17 protein-coding genes are annotated in these 16,462 nt (G+C 60.4%); 6 read left to right on the top strand and 11 right to left on the bottom strand.

What is annotated here, in order from left to right; translation table 11 throughout:
* Positions 1–35: 35 nt before the first annotated feature.
* The 3 genes from HB676_RS09310 (at position 36) to HB676_RS09300 (ending at position 3,432) form a co-directional block, all read left to right on the top strand.
* On the top strand, positions 36–1,040 hold the full coding sequence (locus tag HB676_RS09310; RefSeq protein ID WP_213737493.1) for an AraC family transcriptional regulator: 1,005 nt from the start codon (positions 36–38) through the stop codon (positions 1,038–1,040).
* A 420-nt stretch (positions 1,041–1,460) separates the two neighbouring features.
* Positions 1,461–2,582, top strand: a complete 1,122-nt coding sequence (locus tag HB676_RS09305; RefSeq protein ID WP_213737492.1) for an alkene reductase — start codon at positions 1,461–1,463, stop codon at positions 2,580–2,582.
* A 169-nt stretch (positions 2,583–2,751) separates the two neighbouring features.
* Entirely contained in the window at positions 2,752–3,432 is a 681-nt protein-coding gene (locus HB676_RS09300; RefSeq protein ID WP_213737491.1) for an alpha/beta hydrolase, read from the top strand.
* Positions 3,433–3,539: 107 nt separating this feature from the next.
* Here HB676_RS09300 and HB676_RS09295 read toward each other — a convergent pair whose 3' ends face one another.
* The 6 genes from HB676_RS09295 to radA form a co-directional block, all read right to left on the bottom strand.
* Positions 3,540–4,406, bottom strand: coding sequence for an IclR family transcriptional regulator (locus HB676_RS09295; RefSeq protein WP_218625686.1), 867 nt, complete (start codon positions 4,404–4,406; stop codon positions 3,540–3,542).
* Positions 4,407–4,577: 171 nt separating this feature from the next.
* Entirely contained in the window at positions 4,578–5,723 is a 1,146-nt protein-coding gene (locus HB676_RS09290; RefSeq protein WP_213737490.1) for a hypothetical protein, read from the bottom strand.
* 102 nt (positions 5,724–5,825) lie between these two features.
* Positions 5,826–6,566, bottom strand: a complete 741-nt coding sequence (locus tag HB676_RS09285) for an SDR family NAD(P)-dependent oxidoreductase (protein ID WP_213737489.1) — start codon at positions 6,564–6,566, stop codon at positions 5,826–5,828.
* A 154-nt stretch (positions 6,567–6,720) separates the two neighbouring features.
* Positions 6,721–8,271, bottom strand: coding sequence for an amidophosphoribosyltransferase (gene purF, locus HB676_RS09280; RefSeq protein WP_213737488.1), 1,551 nt, complete (start codon positions 8,269–8,271; stop codon positions 6,721–6,723).
* Between the two features lie 23 nt (positions 8,272–8,294).
* A complete protein-coding gene (locus HB676_RS09275) occupies positions 8,295–8,924 on the bottom strand; it encodes a CvpA family protein (RefSeq protein ID WP_213737487.1) in 630 nt (209 codons plus the stop codon).
* Positions 8,925–9,100: 176 nt separating this feature from the next.
* The gene (gene radA, locus HB676_RS09270) at positions 9,101–10,576 is read right to left on the bottom strand and encodes a DNA repair protein RadA (RefSeq protein ID WP_213737486.1); all 1,476 of its coding nucleotides are present in this window, start codon (positions 10,574–10,576) and stop codon (positions 9,101–9,103) included.
* A 269-nt stretch (positions 10,577–10,845) separates the two neighbouring features.
* On the opposite strand from radA, the gene HB676_RS09265 reads away from it, so the two are divergent.
* Complete coding sequence (locus HB676_RS09265) at positions 10,846–11,109, top strand: hypothetical protein (protein ID WP_213737485.1); 264 nt, start codon at positions 10,846–10,848, stop codon at positions 11,107–11,109.
* Positions 11,106–11,663 (top strand): dCTP deaminase, encoded by a 558-nt coding sequence (gene dcd / locus HB676_RS09260; RefSeq protein ID WP_213737484.1) that lies wholly within the window; start codon positions 11,106–11,108, stop codon positions 11,661–11,663. The genes HB676_RS09265 and dcd overlap by 4 nt, the downstream gene beginning before the upstream one ends.
* Positions 11,664–12,034: 371 nt before the next feature.
* Here dcd and HB676_RS09255 read toward each other — a convergent pair whose 3' ends face one another.
* The 5 genes from HB676_RS09255 to HB676_RS09235 form a co-directional block, all read right to left on the bottom strand.
* On the bottom strand, positions 12,035–12,427 hold the full coding sequence (locus tag HB676_RS09255) for a hypothetical protein (protein ID WP_213737483.1): 393 nt from the start codon (positions 12,425–12,427) through the stop codon (positions 12,035–12,037).
* A 34-nt stretch (positions 12,428–12,461) separates the two neighbouring features.
* On the bottom strand, positions 12,462–12,983 hold the full coding sequence (locus HB676_RS09250; protein ID WP_213737482.1) for a hypothetical protein: 522 nt from the start codon (positions 12,981–12,983) through the stop codon (positions 12,462–12,464).
* A 164-nt stretch (positions 12,984–13,147) separates the two neighbouring features.
* Positions 13,148–13,876: a sulfite exporter TauE/SafE family protein gene (locus HB676_RS09245; RefSeq protein ID WP_213737481.1), complete on the bottom strand. Its 729-nt coding sequence runs from the start codon at positions 13,874–13,876 to the stop codon at positions 13,148–13,150.
* A gap of 276 nt (positions 13,877–14,152) precedes the next feature.
* Entirely contained in the window at positions 14,153–14,449 is a 297-nt protein-coding gene (locus HB676_RS09240) for a hypothetical protein (RefSeq protein ID WP_213737480.1), read from the bottom strand.
* Positions 14,446–14,718, bottom strand: coding sequence for a hypothetical protein (locus tag HB676_RS09235; RefSeq protein WP_213737479.1), 273 nt, complete (start codon positions 14,716–14,718; stop codon positions 14,446–14,448). The genes HB676_RS09240 and HB676_RS09235 overlap by 4 nt, the downstream gene beginning before the upstream one ends.
* A 181-nt stretch (positions 14,719–14,899) precedes the next feature.
* Here HB676_RS09235 and HB676_RS09230 point away from each other — a divergent pair, with 181 nt between their 5' ends.
* Positions 14,900–15,709: a transglutaminase family protein gene (locus HB676_RS09230; RefSeq protein ID WP_213737478.1), complete on the top strand. Its 810-nt coding sequence runs from the start codon at positions 14,900–14,902 to the stop codon at positions 15,707–15,709.
* The last annotated feature ends 753 nt before the right edge of the window (positions 15,710–16,462 follow it).

Genomic DNA, 16,462 nt, shown 5'->3' with positions numbered 1-16,462 from the left:
CGATACGCAACCGAGCCGGACAAGAGGCACAATTGATGGGTAACAAGGAGCGCGCCGATACGCTGTCACCTCCTGGCGTTCGCCCGGGCTACTTCTGCTCATCGCGCGCGGTAGCAAACAGGCCCCGGGAGGGTCTTTTGCCCGTGGATGCCGCATCGATCGACACCATCATGAGCGGACGGTTTCGATTGGACCGCGCGCCCACTCTGGCCGCTCCTTCTCTTTCGGATAACCCGATCGCGTTCACCCGACTGCAATGCGACAATGAGGGACATGGTCTGGTGGGACCGGTTCCACCCGAGGGGTCGTTCGCATTCCAGGTGATGCTCAAACCGGTGCAAAAATGGGGAGTGTCGACAAATCGCGGCCACGGATCGCGGCCGCCAACAACGCCCGGAGATACATTTCTGTTTGACCTGACGGAGAATCCGCGGGTCGAGATGCACTGCGCGTTCGACATGATGCGGTTCTATATGCCGCGCTCTGCGCTGGACTCGCTGGCCTACGGACGGGGCCTGCGACGGGTAGCCGGCCTGCGTGCGCCGGCCTCCGGCGCGCACGACCCGATCATGTACGGGATGGCCCTGACCATGTTGGCCAGCATGGCTGGCGAGACGCAGCCGATGTTTGTCGAGTATATGGCGTTGGCGTTCCATGCCCACGTTGTACATACCTATGGCGATGTGCCGGAAGGCCGCAGCAATTATGGGGGGCTGGCGCCGTGGCAGATGCGGCGGGTCGCCGAGGCGGTTGAGGCTGATCCCGGAGCCAATCACACGATCAGTGCGCTGGCGCAGGAATGCGATCTGTCCAGCAGTCACTTTGCCCGCGCCTTCAAGGAGACGACGGGGCTGGCGCCGCACCAATGGCTCACACGCCAGCGAATTGAACACGCCCGCAGACTGCTGTCGCAAACCAGCATGGAGCTGTCTGAAATCGCGCTGGCCTGCGGCTTCGTCGATCAGAGTCACTTCTCCCGTGTATTTGCACGCCAGGAGAAACATAGCCCCGGCAGGTGGCGCCGAAGGCTCGCGCTCTGACACTTTCACCTAGGCCTTGCACCTAGTCTTGCAACGAGCCTTGCCATTCCTGACTCCACTTTCTGATTTTATGACAGCGCATGTCGACCGGCACGTACGGAAGCGCGCATGCCCGATGTTGATCGCGCGCCCATGATCGTTGCGAACAGAAAATGCCATTTAGGCTGGTTTTTTGCAATCCGCTGGCCGAGCCGTCAGCCTAGGGTGCGGCCTCGTTGGTCGCGGGCTTCCAATCTCGACCACTCGCAGCATCTACGCTTACGACGAATATGCAGAAGATACCCGAGCCGCTGCTGGTCTCGCTCGACTTCGACTCTCTTACATTCACTTAGCCACGGCGTGCGCGTACCGAAATGCGTTCCGGCATTGTTTGCACGAAGAATGCTGCCGTCAGACGGCACTGCGTAACAGGAGCTGATGATGTCCATGCTATTTTCATCGATAAATGTCGGCCAGATGGCGTTTTCTCACCGCGTGGTCATGGCGCCCCTGACGCGTTCACGATCCGAGCAACCTGGGGACGTCCCGGGGGACCTCATGCGGGAATATTATACGCAACGCGCGTCGAGCGGCGGTCTCATTATCTCCGAGGCCACGACGATCTCTGTTTCGGCTCGCGGGTGGCTGGGAGCACCCGGCCTCTATTCGGATCAGCAGGTCGAAGGATGGAAGAAGATAACGGCCGCGGTCAATGCCAAGGGTGGCCACATGATCTCGCAGCTTTGGCATACCGGGCGCTCGTCGCATGTCGAGATGACAGGTGGCGTGGCGCCGGTTTCGGCGTCCGTCAATCCTGCCTATTGGCAGGATGCGTCGCACGTCGCATCGACGCCCAGCGGCTGGATCCGGCCATCGCCTCATCGCGCGCTCGAAATTCCGGAGATCAAGGCGATTGTCGAAGACTATCGTAACGCCGCACGGCGCGCGATGGCCGCCGGTTTCGACGGGGTCGAACTGCATGCGGCCAATGGCTATCTGCCGGATCAGTTCCTGCAGGATGGAAGCAACAAGCGCACCGATTCATACGGCGGATCCATCCAGAACCGCTCGCGCTTTCTGCTGGAGATTGTCGATGCGTTGGTGTCGGTCTGGGGCCGTGATCGCGTCGCCGTCCGCATTGGGCCCAGCGGCACCTGGAATGGAATGTCCGACAGCAACCCACAAGCGCTGTTTTCCCATGTCGCGCTTCAATTGAACGAGTTCGGGCTGGCCTATCTGCACGTGATCGAACCGCGGGTGAAAGGCAGCGTCGTGACCGCGGAAGGTGAGGGGCCCGTCGCCGCGCATCAATTCCGAAAGATCTTCAAGGGCAAAATCATCGCGGCCGGCGGCTTTGAGCCGGACAGTGCGGAAGCCATTATCAAATCGGGGGACGCAGACCTGGTCAGCTTCGGCCGTTACTTTGTCTCCAATCCGGATCTTCCGTTCCGCATCGAGCGGGGTTTGCCGCTCAGCCGTTACGACCGTGACACGTTCTATACTTTCGATGCCCGCGGATACACCGACTACCCGCCCTATCGGGAGAAGATCGGCGCGGCCTGATCGCCATTCGGACAACGTTTCCTGTCGCTGAAACCTGTCACGGCCTGCGGTACCTGCCGCAGGGGCCGGCGTAATGCGGTCGTCCTGCAATCCCAGCAGAACGCAAGGCTACGAAAGACAACCCAAACCAGGCTCGTCATCCCGGCGGGTTGAATCAAGGAGCAAACCAATGAGCAAAATATCGAATGTCGTGCTGGTCCATGGCGCCTGGGCCGATGCCTCGAGCTGGTCGAAAGTGATCCCATTACTGGTTGCCGGGGGGTTGAAGGTAACTGCGGTACAGTTGCCGCTCAATTCCTACGTAGCGGATGTGGCGACCGTGCGCCGCGCCCTTGATCTGGAAGATGGTCCCGTTGTTCTGGTCGGGCACAGCTATGGCGGCTCGGTTGTGACCGAGGCTGGTAACCACAAGAAGGTCGCATCGCTGGTCTATGTCGATGGCTTCGCGCCGGACGCTGGAGAATCCGCGGGCTCGCTGTTCGCCCAATTTGAATCGGCGCCATTAAACCCGGAAATTCGCCCCGATGCAGAAGGTTTTCTCAAATTGAGCAAGGCCGGTATCTTCGAAGTCTTCGCTCAGGATCTAACCGACGGGGAGAAGACGATGTTGCTGATCACGCAGGGGCCGATCAACGGCGGCGCTTTTGGCGGCGTCGTGACCGAAGCCGCCTGGAAGACCAAACCGTCCTGGTACCTCGTCGGCGATTTGGACAGGGCCATTCCGCGCGTTAATCAGGAACGGATGGCAACCCGGATGAACGCCACTGTTGCGCACGCCAACGCCAGTCATGTCGCAATGCTGGCGCAGCCCGAAGCCGTAGCGAACCACATCCTCAGCGCCGTGGGTTAGCGCGGCGGGCGGCCAGTCTTGGCTGCTGCCGACCATACACCGGGTGACATAGGGTGCGAAAGGGAAAGCAAACTGTGACGCCCGATGGCGGGTCTATTCTGGTATTTCTATTCCGATGTTACTTTTTTTGTTCCACAGAGAATGGCGCCCGGCGCGCCGAGTTCGATCGATAGTTCATCGACCGCCGCGATCAGCTGCTCTTTGACCTGGTCGAGATATTCGGCCGAGGCCCGAAACAACGGCATCGCCACGCCGATAGACCCGACCACCGCGCCGGCATGATCGCGAATTGCTGCGCCGACGCAGACGACGCCGGAGTGAAACTCTTCGCGGTCGATTGCAAAGCCTCGTCGTCGCGTCAGCCGAAGCTCTTCGGTCAACTCGTCGAAGTCCGTGATCGTATTTGGCGTAAAGCCCGGCAGCCCCTGGTGGGCAATGATGCGGGACAATTCGATCGGCGGCAGCCAGGCCAGGATTGCCTTGCCGGTCGCGGTTGCATGCGCGGCGTTTAATTTTCCGCCGAGACCGCCATCGACGCGGACGGGCTGCCGTGCCTCACGGCGCAGGACATTTACGAGGCTGGTGTCCTGCATGATCGATAGTTGAATCGTTTCCCGGGTCTGATCGTTCAGCCGGTCGACGTAATGCTGGGCACGCCGGGGAAGATCGACCTGACGCAGGCAGGCCGCGCTGAGATGCAGGATGCGGGGGCCCAGCACGTAGGTCTTGCTGTCGACGCCTCGCGCAACGTAACCCCAATTGTACAGCGTCGAAATCAGGTGATGACAGGTCGAAACATTCAACCCGGCGATCGCGCTGATCTCGGTGAGTTTCGCCTCGCCGCCGGCATCCGCTATAATGTCCAAAATAAGAAAGGCCCGATCGAGAGCCTGTATCCCGCCACCGTTATCGCGCCCGATTGGCGGGCGCGCAGGCATGACGCTGCGCAGCTCATCCACGCCTTTGGAAATCATGAACGTCGCCCCCGGTGCTTGTGTTTGACAAGCCAATTAGAGGCGCATCCAGCGCGCCGGGCAAATCAATTTTCACGCACGTCGAGCATTTTTCATTAGATGAAAATTAGGGGCGATGAGAACCGCTTGAACCCTAAACGCCGTTCAGTTGTTCTCATCGCGTGGAGATTCCTACCTTAGCGCATCCGATATCAGCTTGAATTTCTGGATGCGCTTTCCGGTATCGACCTCGGCCGTGTAGACGTTGCCTTTGGCATCGGCCGCGATCGCGTGGACCCAGTGGAATTGTCCGGCGTTGCGGCCGTTATGTCCGAAGCTGCCGACAACAGTTCCGTCCTGACGGTTCAGGACCCGGATTTCATTGTTCTCGCCATCGGCGCTGAGCAGATAGGTCTGCTTCGGATCGGGCCAGATCGCGATGTCCCACACCGCGCCGGCGCCGAGCGTGTTCTTTTCGTAGAACCATTCCTTCACGAAGCTGCCGTCCTTCCGGAACACCTGGATGCGGTCGTTGATGCGGTCGCAGACATAGACCAGCCCGTCATTGGCGATCTTCACGCAATGCACGGGATTGCCGAACTGCTGCGACACCGGCGCCTTCGGATCGTAGGCGGCCTGCTTGTCATCGTTCGGCGGGTTGCCGTAGGCACCCCAGTGACGCTTGTAGGCGCCGGTGGTCGCGTCGAACACGATGACGCGGCGGTTGCCATAGCCGTCGGCGACGTAGATTTCGTTGGCGTCCTTGTCGATCGCGGTTTCGGCGGGCTTGCCGAGTTGGGTGGTGTCGTTGCTGCCTTTGCTCGGCGCGATCTTGCCGATCTGCATCACGAACTTGCCGTCGAGGGTGAATTTCAAAATCGCATTGTCGTTGTCGGCATTGCCGCCGATCCACACAAAGCCCTTGTCGTCGACTTCGATGCCGTGCTCGCGGCCGACCCATTCATAGCCTTCGCCGGGACCGCCCCAGGCGCGCAACAGATTGCCGTCAGTGTCGAACTCCAGCACCGGCGGCGCGGGCACGCAGCATTTCGAGCGCGGCGGCGTGAGTACCGCGCCCTTTTCGTCATCGGTCAGCGAGCGCGGGCGGTGGATCATCCAGATATGTCCCTGCGCATCGACGGTGATGCCGCCGACCTGGCCGAGGATCCAGTTGTTCGGCAGCGGTTTTGGCCATGCTGCGTCCACCGCGAAGCTGGGAATTTCGCTGGCCTGCGCGGTGCGCGGGCTCAGAGCGACGGCGACGATCCAGATGGTGGCGAACAGGGCAAGGGCGGCAACGGCGCGCGGCAACAGGCCGCGGCTTCGGATCGGCGTCATGGCGTTCTCCCGCAGTTTCTCGGCTCGGATTTTTCCGATTGGCCAAGAGTGAATAGCGCCGATCAGCGGGAGTCAATTGCGGTAGGGGAGGCTTTCGCGCAACTACGCCGGCGCGCGGAAACTCAACAAGCTGCGCGTCTTGTAGTCGTAGAATTTGCCGGTCTCGGTCCACGACGGCAGGCACATCGGCACGATGAATTCGGCGGCCTGATCGGGCGTATCCAGCGTCATCGGGTCTTCGCCGGGAAATACCGTGGCGCGCATGCGGGTGCGGATCGGGCCGGGGCTGAACAGGTTGACGCGCATCTGTGACGACGCGGTCTCGTTGGCCCATACCCGCACCAGCGCTTCCAGCGCGGCCTTGGAGGCCGAATAGGGGCCGAGATAGGCCAGTGCCTTGTTCGACGCCGCCGACGTGACGAACACCGCGCGGCCGGCGTCGGATTGTTTGAGCAACGGCTCCATGCAGCGGATCAATTGAAAGTTCGCGGTGACGTTGATCGCCATCACATCGTCCCATGGCTTCACTTCGATGTGGCCAAGCGGCGAGGAGGGACCGGCGACACCGGCATTGCCGACGAGAATATCGAGTTTGCCGTGTCGTTCATGCAGCGCCGCGCCAAGCCGGGCGATGCCGTCAAAATCCGTGAGATTGAGCGGCACCAGCGTGGCCGCGCCGCCGTCCTTGCGGATTTCGTCATCGAGCTCTTCGAGACCGCCCTGGGTGCGCGCCACCGCGATTACATGCGCGCCGGCCTTGGCCAGCGCGCGCGCGGTGGCATAGCCGATACCGCGCGAGGCGCCGGTCACGAGAGCGATGCGGGAGGTCAGGGGAAGGGTCATGGAAGTAATCTCAGTCGTCGTCCCGGCGAACGCCGGGACCCATACGCTGCGGCGGTTATGATGCGGGAAGCTGTTTGTGTCTAGCGGTGTTCAGAACAATGACAGCCGCGGCGTATGGGTCCCGGCTCAAGCCGGGACGACGCCGTGGGTGTTACTAGCTCGCCTCCGCCAGTAACGACAATTGGCGCGGCTGCGGTTCGACCAGGGAATGGTCGGTCAGATGCGTCGGATAGGCGCCGGTGAAACAGTGATCCGAGAATTTCGGATTGGCGGGATCGCGGCCGGGCTCGCCCATCGCGCGGTACATGCCGTCGACCGTCAGAAACGCCAGCGTGTCGGCGCCGATCAGCTCGCGCATCTCTTCGAGATTATGCGTCGCGGCCAATAGGCCTCCGCGGTCGGGCAGGTCGATGCCGTAATAATCGGGATGGACGATCGGCGGCGAGGCGAGGCGGAAGTGGACTTCCTTGGCGCCGGCGTCGCGCATCATGCGGACGATCTTTTTCGATGTGGTGCCGCGCACCAGTGAATCGTCGATCAGGATGATGCGCTTGCCTTCGATCGCGGCGCGGTTGGCCGAATGCTTCATGCGCACGCCGAGTTCGCGCACGCTCTGGGTCGGCTGAATGAAGGTGCGGCCGACATAATGGTTGCGGATGATGCCGAGTTCGAACGGCACGCCGCTCTCCCTGCTATAGCCGAGCGCGGCCGGCACGCCGGAATCCGGCACGGGCACCACCACATCAATATCTACGTGACTTTCGCGCGCGAGCTGCGCGCCGAACGCCTTGCGGACTTCGTACACGGAACGGCCGCCGACGATCGAATCCGGCCGCGAGAAATAGATGTATTCGAAGATGCAGGGCCGCGGCGGCTTCGGCGGAAACGGCTTGTGGCTCTGCGCGCCGCGCTCGTCGAACACGATGATCTCGCCGGGCTCGACGTCGCGGACATATTTGGCGCCGATGATATCGAGCGCGCAGGTTTCCGAGGCCAGGATCGGGCAACCGTCGAGTTCGCCCAGCACCAGCGGGCGAATGCCGAGGGGATCGCGGGCGCCGATCAGCTTCTTGTTGGTCATCGACACCAGCGAATAGGCGCCCTCGATCGCGCGCAGCGCCTCGATGAAGCGGTCGATGAAATGGCTGCGCTTGGATTGCGCCACCAGATGCAGGATCACTTCGGTATCGGTGGTGGATTGCATCATCGCGCCGCCGCGCACCAGTTCGCGGCGCAGCGTCAGTCCGTTGGTGAGATTGCCGTTATGGCCGACCGCAAAGCCGCCGGCGTTGAGTTCGGCGAACAGCGGCTGCACGTTGCGCAGGATGGTCTCGCCGGTCGTGGAATAACGCACATGGCCGACAGCGTGGGCGCCGGGCAGCCGTTCGATTACTTCGCGGCGGGAGAACGTGTCGCCGACCAGACCAAGACGCCGTTCGGAATGAAACCGCGCGCCGTCGAAGGAGACGATGCCGGCGGCTTCCTGGCCGCGGTGCTGCAGAGCATGCAGCCCGAGCGCGGTGATGGCGGCGGCTTCGGGGTGGCCGAAAATGCCGAACACGCCGCACTCTTCGCGCAGCGTGTCGCCGTCCAGATCGTCGTCGGTGAGGTAAAGTTCTTGGCGGTCGATGCTTGGATTGGGATGATCCAGGCCTAGGTCGTATTGCGCGGCGGCATCATCGGAAGGGCTCTGTCTGCAGTCCATCGCGCCTCTCTTTTGGCCTGGCATCACTTGGCCGCGGGTTTCTCAATCAGCTTTTTGAGGCTGTCGCGGGCAGGTTTACTGTAGCCATCACCCGATGCCGGCGCCGCCGGATCGGTGTCAGTTTGTTCGTCTTCTGGCTTGTTCTTCTTGAATCTCTTCAAGATGGTGTTCTCGGGGTCATCCGGCAAGAGCGACATCAGCCAATCTCCGGTTCCCTGCAGCACCACCCGGGACTTGGCCCCTGTGACCCAATCCGGTCGCTGCTTGTCGGGAACCAGCCAGCTAAAGAACAGGAAGGCCACCACCACGATCAGCAGGCCGCGGGCCAGTCCGAACAGGAAGCCCAAGGTGCGATCGAGCGCCCCGATCCGCGAATCCAGGATCATGTCGGAGATCCGCACCGTGATGATCGACACCACGATCAGGGTGCCGATGAACACGCCGGCGACCACGACGATGCTCGCGACCGTGTCGTTATTGAAATAAGTCTTCGCGGTCGGCAGCAGTTTTGAGAAAGCATACAGCGTGACCAGCGCAGCGGTGCCCCATGCCGCGATCGACAGGATCTCGCGCATGAAGCCGCGCACCATCGCGAGCAGGCCGGAGATCAGCATCACGGCGAGCAGGACGAGATCGAGGATCGTTATCGGCATCGGCTGGTCAGGTCCGCATCAAAAGTTCAAAAATCGCGAATCGAAAACCGCGAATCGGGCTGTCGGTGCCGCCTTAAAGTGACGGGGATAGTGTGTGTCCCGCAAGGCCGGAAATCGCGTCATCCGGTCCCGCGCGCGGGTTGTATAGCGGCGAGGGCGCGCAAGGTCACGTCCGGCTAGCCCTCCTGACGCCGGAATCTCGCAGGTGTGGCATTTTTCTCCACTGTTGCGTTGTCGCGATGGGCCTCCTTGTTGCTGTCCCTGTTCCTGGGCGACCCCCGCGCGGCGATATCCGCGACCAGGCTGGTCAATCCGCCGACGGTATTGAGCACCAGGCCCGCATCGCCGCCGCTGTCGCCCCGGGCCGATTCGGGCAGCACCGCGCGGCCGAAGCCGAGCTTGGCGGCTTCCTTGAGCCGGGCCGAGGTCTGCGCCACCGGCCGTACCGCGCCGGAAAGCGAGATTTCACCGAAATACACCGCATCCGTGGGCAAAGGCGCATTCACCAGCGACGACACCAAAGCGGCGGCGGCGGCTAAATCTGCCGCGGGTTCCTGGATGCGCAGGCCTCCGGCGACATTGAGATAGACGTCGTAGCCCGACAGTTTGACCCCGCAATGGGCCTCCAGCACCGCCAGCACCATCGACAGCCGGCTCGGGTCCCAGCCCACGACGGCGCGACGCGGCGTGCCAAGCGTGGTCGGCGCCACCAGCGCCTGCAATTCCACGAGCACCGGCCGGGTGCCTTCGATCCCTGCGAAAACCGCCGTGCCGGGGCTGCCGAGGTCGCGGTCCGACAAAAACAGTTCCGACGGATTGGAGACTTCGCGCAAGCCAAGCCCGGTCATCTCGAACACGCCGATTTCGTCGGTGGGCCCAAAACGGTTCTTGATCGCGCGCAGGATGCGGAACTGCTGCGAGCCTTCGCCCTCGAACGACAGCACCGCATCGACCATGTGCTCGACGACTCGAGGCCCGGCAATCTGGCCGTCTTTGGTGACATGGCCGACCAGGATGATCGCGGCACCGGATTTCTTGGCAAAGCGTATCAGCGCCTGTGCCGAGGCGCGCACTTGCGTGACGGTGCCCGGCGCGGATTCTACCGTGTCGGTCCACATGGTCTGGATTGAATCAATGACAATCAGCCGCGGCACCGGGCCTTCGGACAGCGTCGAGACAATGTCCTCGACCGAGGTCTCCGCGGCCAGTTGCACCGGCGCATCGGCGAGGCCGAGCCGCTCGGCGCGCAGCCGCACTTGGGCGACAGCCTCTTCGCCGGAGATATAGACCGCGCGATGCCCGGCCCGCGCCATCAGGCTGGTGGCCTGTGTCAGCAAGGTCGATTTGCCGATGCCGGGATCGCCGCCGACCAAAAGCACCGAGCCGCGCACAAACCCGCCGCCGGTCACACGATCGAGTTCGGCCATGCCAGAGGGCAGGCGAGGTGCGTCGTTGCTCTTGCCGGTCAGGCTTTCCAGCGTGAACAGCCGTCCCCGGCGTTTTGAGCGGATCGACACCGGCATCGAGGTTGCGCCGGTCGTGTCCTCCTCAGCCAGCGTATTCCACTCGCCGCAGGACTCGCACTTGCCCTGCCAGCGATTATACGCCGCGCCGCAGTTCTGGCAGACAAAGGAGAGGGTGGATTTGGCCATGGAGGGGGTGAATCGCTGTGGTGGGGTGACAGCGATATAGCACGGAATTATAAAAAGTTCCTATTTTGTTCCTTTAATTTTATGGATACTGGCCTATTCCGACATGGCTTGTTTTGAAAAACGCAGTGGTCTGATTTACTAATTTGATTTTTGTTCTCTGTATGTTCTAATGTCTCCTAGACCGCCAACATCGTTAACGAATTACGAAGAAGCTAGCGGTTGCGCATGATTCGGAACTTGCGCGTGGAGCAAAAAACGGGAGAATGACCATGATGCGCCTTAAAATTGAAATTGTTGGAAACGGTCTTCATCCGAACGAAGCGGTCGTCGGCATCAAAACCAACGAAGGTCCGCAGCGGCTAGTCATTTCGCGACGCTCAATTGACGACGGTTTTATCGCGGTCGGCTGGCCCCTCGGGCATCAAGATAAAACTACCCTTGTCGAGTTGCCGCGAGAGACGCAAACAGGCGCTTGGAGGGTATGGGTTCCCGACGACCAGTTAATTCAACCAGAAGAGCGTAAACGAGCGTGATCTTAACTGATCGTGAAATCCAAATTGCACTATCTAGGAAGCAGGTCATTATCGATCCGCTGCCTCAGGCCATTGCGTATAGCTCTACGAGTGTAGATCTCACCCTTGATCCGGTGCTCAACGTCTTCGCGGTCGGCAATTCATCAATAAAAAAAGTCATTGATCCCACGAATCCTGCATTCAACACTGAGGAAGTTTTAGCGGAACTCACTAAAACTGAGAACATTTCTGGCGGGTATGAACTGGTTCCGAAAGTGCTCGTGCTGGGATGGAGTGCCGAATACGTCGAACTTCCTATAGATTCTAGAATTGCTGCTCGCGTTGAAGGCAAAAGCTCTCTCGCAAGGCTTGGCCTAGGCGTTCACATTACTGCCCCTACGATCCATGCCGGCTTTCCCGGACAAATAAGATTGGAGATCGTAAATCACGGGCATCTTCCAATTCTATTGAAACCAGGAATGCGAATTTGCCAACTCATTTTTGAGCAGACGCTGGGCACTGCTGATGCGGGTTACAAGGGACAGTTTGTCGGTCAAACAGCCGCAAAACCTTAGGAAAGGCCGCTGAGTTGGCGGCCTCTTTCATTGCCTGAGTAGCTTCGCGCCGAGCAATACATTTCGACCAGCTACGTTGAACGGAAGAACCTGAGCATGGCATCGTGCCGGTTCACTCGCTTGACGAGCGGCTTTAGCAAGAAGTTAGACAACCACGTTGCGGCGGTCACGCTATAAGTTGCGCACTACAATCTGTGCCACACCCATAAAGCGCTGCACACGACGCCAGCGAAGGCGCTGTGCGTTGTCGACCGCACTTGAAGCATTAGGCAACTTGTGGACGCCGCACTTGCCGTTGCCCCCCGGTATGCCAACTGAGACCCCACGGACCGGCGGCGAAAGTTCACGCTAATTCAGAAAGGAAAGTTAGATTAAGCCCTTTTCTTGTGCTCATCCGCTTGCTTCTTGGCCAATTTAGCTAGCGTTGGCCCAATCGGCTCGTTCCGATGTTTCTCAGCCATGTGCGGCGCGAGAAATTCTCGCACTGCTTTTAGCCCCGATAAATGTCGGCTTTCTCTCGTGCGTTTTTCAAGGAACACGATCTCTGCGTCGAGATCGGCATATGATGCCTCAGAAGTTTCCTTGTAAATCGTCTCGCCCTCTTTAGGCCGAACAGGAATACAAACCGGCAAAGCCACGGAAGTCAGATCCATCGGAAGAATCAGTTGCGATGATCTCAGACTGTCTGAATCGGAGGAGAGTATTTTTCGCGCCCAAGAAGCGATTGTTTCGTTGAACAAACGCTCTTTCTCTTTCTCGACCAATTTTGGATATCGGCTTGAGACTGCCGCAACAATCTCAGGAATCGTTGGCGGCGCGGATATTCGCAGGTCGGAATATACGCCGCGAATTACTGTGCGTAGCTTGGGGTCTTTCTTCCGTGCCATGACACTGCCAGTAGTCAGAGAGCCGAATCAGCCATTTTACCGCTTTTTCTAAATTCTTGCTAATTTCGGCCCGATCTGCAGAAACAATGCTATCAATGATCGATTCGGGCGCGTCCTCGTTTAGGGCTAATTGAGCCAGCGCGCTTCGCAGGCGTGCGATGTGATCCCATTTTCGGTGCAATTCAGCCCGCGCCAATTTATCCGCTTTGCTTCTTGGCGGTTGCATGGTGCCGTCAGCGGCTTTAACGCGAACCCCAATCAAACGCCCAATCGTTGCCGCTGTTTTGCGGTTGGGACGGCAACCGTGGTTGAGAAGATAATCCGAGTAGGCGTTCGGCCCATATGCTTCGGCCAGCGTTGCGGCTTCCGCAGACAATCGCCTGCGGTCTGCCAGTTGATCCAACCGCGCGACATGGATGCGCTTGTTACCCATAGCGTATCTTGCGAGGATTTATGGTTAAGGGCGGGTTAATAACCGTCGCAAGTGGCCCGTTTTGAATCTGCGAGCAGCCTATTTCGGCCAGTACCGTTTTAGGGGGGATTTGACCCCCCTGAGCGTTCTGGATGATCTTCAATTCCTGTTGGTCGTTCCGATTGCTAACTTGCCACAAACGCATTCCACACCATCGCCACCCCCGCCACCAACATAATCCCGTCCATCACCAGCCGAAACACGTCCGGATCTAGCTTCAGCACAAATCGCTTGGCGATGAAGGCGCCGGCCATCAGCGAGGAGCCGGTGATCAGGCCCTGCAGCGCGACGTCTGGGGTCAGCGCGCCGAAGCGCTGAAACACGATCGATTTGCTCATGTAAAGTCCGAGCGAGCTGGCGGCTTCGGTGGCGAGGAACGCGCCCCTGGTGAGGCCGTAAAACAGAAACAGCGGCACGCTCAACGGGCCGGTCGAGACCACGATGCCGGTGATGTAGCCGATGATGGCGCCGCCGATCGCCAGATGCCACAGCGAGAACTTTAAGTCGTGCCTGGCGAGCCAGTGCCGCGCCGGCACCATCGCGATCAGAAACAGCCCGATTGAAATGTCCACCGCGTGCGACGGCAGCGCCAGCAGGGTGCGGGCGCCAAGGGCGGCGGTGGGTATGCCGGGGATCGAATAGGCCGCGCAGGCGCGCCAGTCGACCTCGCGCCACCAGGCGAGAATCCGTGACAAATTGGCCATGACAGCCGCGATCGCCATGATCGGCACCGCCTGCTTCGGCCCGTATTGATAGACCAGCACCGGCATCAGCATGATCGACGAGCCGGTGCCGACAATGCCGCTGATGGTGCCGGCGAGCAGACCCACCGCGAGGACGAAGAGGAAGCTCAAGGGGGGATGTCTCCGAATAGACCACAACTCCTCATCCCCAGGGAGCCGCCCATTGGTCGCGTCTCTAAGGATGAAGATGGACTGTGGCCTGATGGTTCGAGACGGCGCAAGAGCGCCTCCTCACCATGAGGGATCGGTGGGTAGTGTTACGGGAGTGTAGAACTCTATCGCCGTCATTCCGGGATGATCACCGTCATTCCGGGATGGTCCGAAGGACCAGACCCGGAATCTCGAGATTCCGGGCTCGATGCTTCGCATCGCCCCGGAATGATGAATTCAGTTCTCGCCGGATAACCGCGCAAAATCCGCCAGCACCGCCTCGACCAGATCGCGGTGCTGCGTATCGGCCGCACCCAATCCAGCGGCATACAAATTCAGCACGTAACGCGCCTTGGCGGCGGCTTCCGGCCATGATGCTGCGGGGACGCTGCGAAGCTGGCTTTCCAGCACTTCCTGCCGGTCGCGCAGGGTACGCGCGTTGTTCTCGACCTCCGCCAGAATGCGCCTGATGTCCGTGGCCTTCTGCGCGGCCATGCCGCGATGCTTGTCGAGATCGAGCGGCTTGTCATTCATGATGGATTTTCCGTGCATGCGTCGATGCGCTGGGCATCGGCCAGATCGACCGAGCCGATCGAAATCATCTCCATGGTCGAGCCGCGCGGCGGCGCCGCCGGAACCATGATCATGGTGGCGACGCGGCGATACGAGGCGAACGACAGGCCTTCGATCATCTCTTCGTCGGTGACGACTTCATAAGCGCCCGACGGCAACAGGCGATCGATGCCCTTGATCCGGAACGGGTGCTTGAAGTGAACCGTTTCGCGCCGCGAGCGCGTGGTCATATCGTGGGCGCGGCGTTTGCGCGCTCCGGATGGCTGGCGTGTTCGTGCATCCGCATACGCTGCGCGCATTCGGGACGATTAGCCATCGTTTTCTCGGAGAATGCGGCCAATTGGCTGCGTGCCGCTTGTATTCGCCGGTTTCGTAACCATCTGCAGAATACATTTCAGGAAGGTATTTCGAATGAAGATTCGCGTCGGATTCGAAATGCATTATGAGTTCCCACAACCGACGCCGATGATCATGGTGCTGGGCACGCATTTCACGCGCGCCTCCGACATCATCGTCCCCGATTATCTGACCACCAGTCCTTCGGTCCCGATCACGCCCTACCGCGACATGTTCGGCAATTGGTGCAGCCGCATCGTCGCGCCGGCCGGTCAGTTCCGGCTGGCGGCCGATGGCATGGTTCGCGACAGCGGCCTGCCTGATCCGGTGTTTGCCGGGGCTACCCAACACGCGATCGAAGACCTGCCGGCCGACACGCTGGTGTATCTATTGGGCAGCCGCTACTGCGAAACCGACCGCTTGTCGGATATCGCGTGGCGGCTGTTCGAGAACACTCAGCCAGGCTGGGCGCGGGTGCAGGCGATCTGCGATTTTGTTCACCATCACATCGCCTTCGGTTACGAACACGCGCGCGCGACCAAGACGGCGTGGGAGGCCTATGAAGAAGGCAAGGGCGTGTGTCGCGACTATGCGCATCTGGCCATCGCGTTCTGCCGCTGCATGAACATTCCGGCGCGCTATTGCACCGGTTATCTCGGCGACATGGGAACGTTGCCGCCGTACGGGCCGGGCGACTTTGCCGGCTGGTTCGAAGCCTATATCGGCGGCCGCTGGCATACGTTCGATCCGCGCAACAACGTTCCGCGAATTGGCCGCATCCTGATCGCCCAGGGACGCGACGCCTCCGATGTTCCGATCACCCAGACGTTCGGACCGAATACGCTGGTTAGTTTCAAAGTGTGGACAGACGAGGTGGTCGTATGATGCGCGCGTTAGATATTATCGCACGAACGTTGGAATTCGTGCTCCGCTTCGGAAACTATCCGCCGGTTCCTTCGCCATCGCGACGCCCCGCGGGGCGCAGAGGGCGCGAGCGCATCAAAAAACCTTGAAGGATGGCTGCGCAGCAAAGAACTGCAGCCACCGGGTTGATCGTGCAGTCTGTTCGAGCTCGACACGATGGCGGAAAATAATTTCTGAATTTCAGAAATAATGCTTTTCGCCGCACCCAAATCAGTTGTATATCCGCTGCCGTCTCGTCCCACTCGAGGGGCGTATCGCGATCGTCACGAACGCGGGGCGGGATGCGATGGACGCAGATGTGCCTTTGACGAATGGCGCAAAAGCGGACGGCGAAGTCGTGTGGTCCTGACGCCTCGACGCTGGTGTCAAGTCCCGCGCAGGAGACTGCGCGAGGCGACGGTGACAAAAGAGCCCGATCACCGGGGAGAGCGCGAAGGAAACCGTTAACACCATCGCGTGCGGGAATGCCGGGTTCTCCGGTGTGCTCGTGGTGACTAACGCGCGTGCTACCACCCACACCACGCGCGGCTGCGGGTGCATCGAGCACCCGGCATTCCCCACGCCCTCAGGGGCGGAAGATTTTTGCAATAACTCGGGCGGAATACGCCGCGAGAATGCGGAATGCTATTTGAAAATTTGAATTCGCTCTTCTCCCCTCCCTCCGTGCGCGTCAGCGCGTGGCGGGGAGGGGTCGGGGGTGGGGGGTCTATCGGC

Source organism: Bradyrhizobium sp. dw_411, assembly GCF_018449695.1.
GTDB lineage: Bacteria > Pseudomonadota > Alphaproteobacteria > Rhizobiales > Xanthobacteraceae > Bradyrhizobium.
Note: the sequence above shows the minus strand (reverse complement) of the source record. Positions and strands in the feature narration are given on the sequence as shown.

Bases quoted from the DNA above. Each gene is read 5' to 3' on its own strand.
- HB676_RS09310 (WP_213737493.1), top strand. From the start codon at position 36: ATGGGTAACAAGGAGCGCGCCGATACGCTGTCACCTCCTGGCGTTCGC.
- HB676_RS09305 (WP_213737492.1), top strand. From the start codon at position 1,461: ATGTCCATGCTATTTTCATCGATAAATGTCGGCCAGATGGCGTTTTCT.
- HB676_RS09300 (WP_213737491.1), top strand. From the start codon at position 2,752: ATGAGCAAAATATCGAATGTCGTGCTGGTCCATGGCGCCTGGGCCGAT.
- HB676_RS09295 (WP_218625686.1), bottom strand. From the start codon at position 4,406: ATGATTTCCAAAGGCGTGGATGAGCTGCGCAGCGTCATGCCTGCGCGC.
- HB676_RS09290 (WP_213737490.1), bottom strand. From the start codon at position 5,723: ATGACGCCGATCCGAAGCCGCGGCCTGTTGCCGCGCGCCGTTGCCGCC.
- HB676_RS09285 (WP_213737489.1), bottom strand. From the start codon at position 6,566: ATGACCCTTCCCCTGACCTCCCGCATCGCTCTCGTGACCGGCGCCTCG.
- purF (WP_213737488.1), bottom strand. From the start codon at position 8,271: ATGGACTGCAGACAGAGCCCTTCCGATGATGCCGCCGCGCAATACGAC.
- HB676_RS09275 (WP_213737487.1), bottom strand. From the start codon at position 8,924: ATGCCGATAACGATCCTCGATCTCGTCCTGCTCGCCGTGATGCTGATC.
- radA (WP_213737486.1), bottom strand. From the start codon at position 10,576: ATGGCCAAATCCACCCTCTCCTTTGTCTGCCAGAACTGCGGCGCGGCG.
- HB676_RS09265 (WP_213737485.1), top strand. From the start codon at position 10,846: ATGATGCGCCTTAAAATTGAAATTGTTGGAAACGGTCTTCATCCGAAC.
- HB676_RS09250 (WP_213737482.1), bottom strand. From the start codon at position 12,983: ATGGGTAACAAGCGCATCCATGTCGCGCGGTTGGATCAACTGGCAGAC.
- HB676_RS09240 (WP_213737480.1), bottom strand. From the start codon at position 14,449: ATGAATGACAAGCCGCTCGATCTCGACAAGCATCGCGGCATGGCCGCG.
- HB676_RS09235 (WP_213737479.1), bottom strand. From the start codon at position 14,718: ATGACCACGCGCTCGCGGCGCGAAACGGTTCACTTCAAGCACCCGTTC.
- HB676_RS09230 (WP_213737478.1), top strand. From the start codon at position 14,900: ATGAAGATTCGCGTCGGATTCGAAATGCATTATGAGTTCCCACAACCG.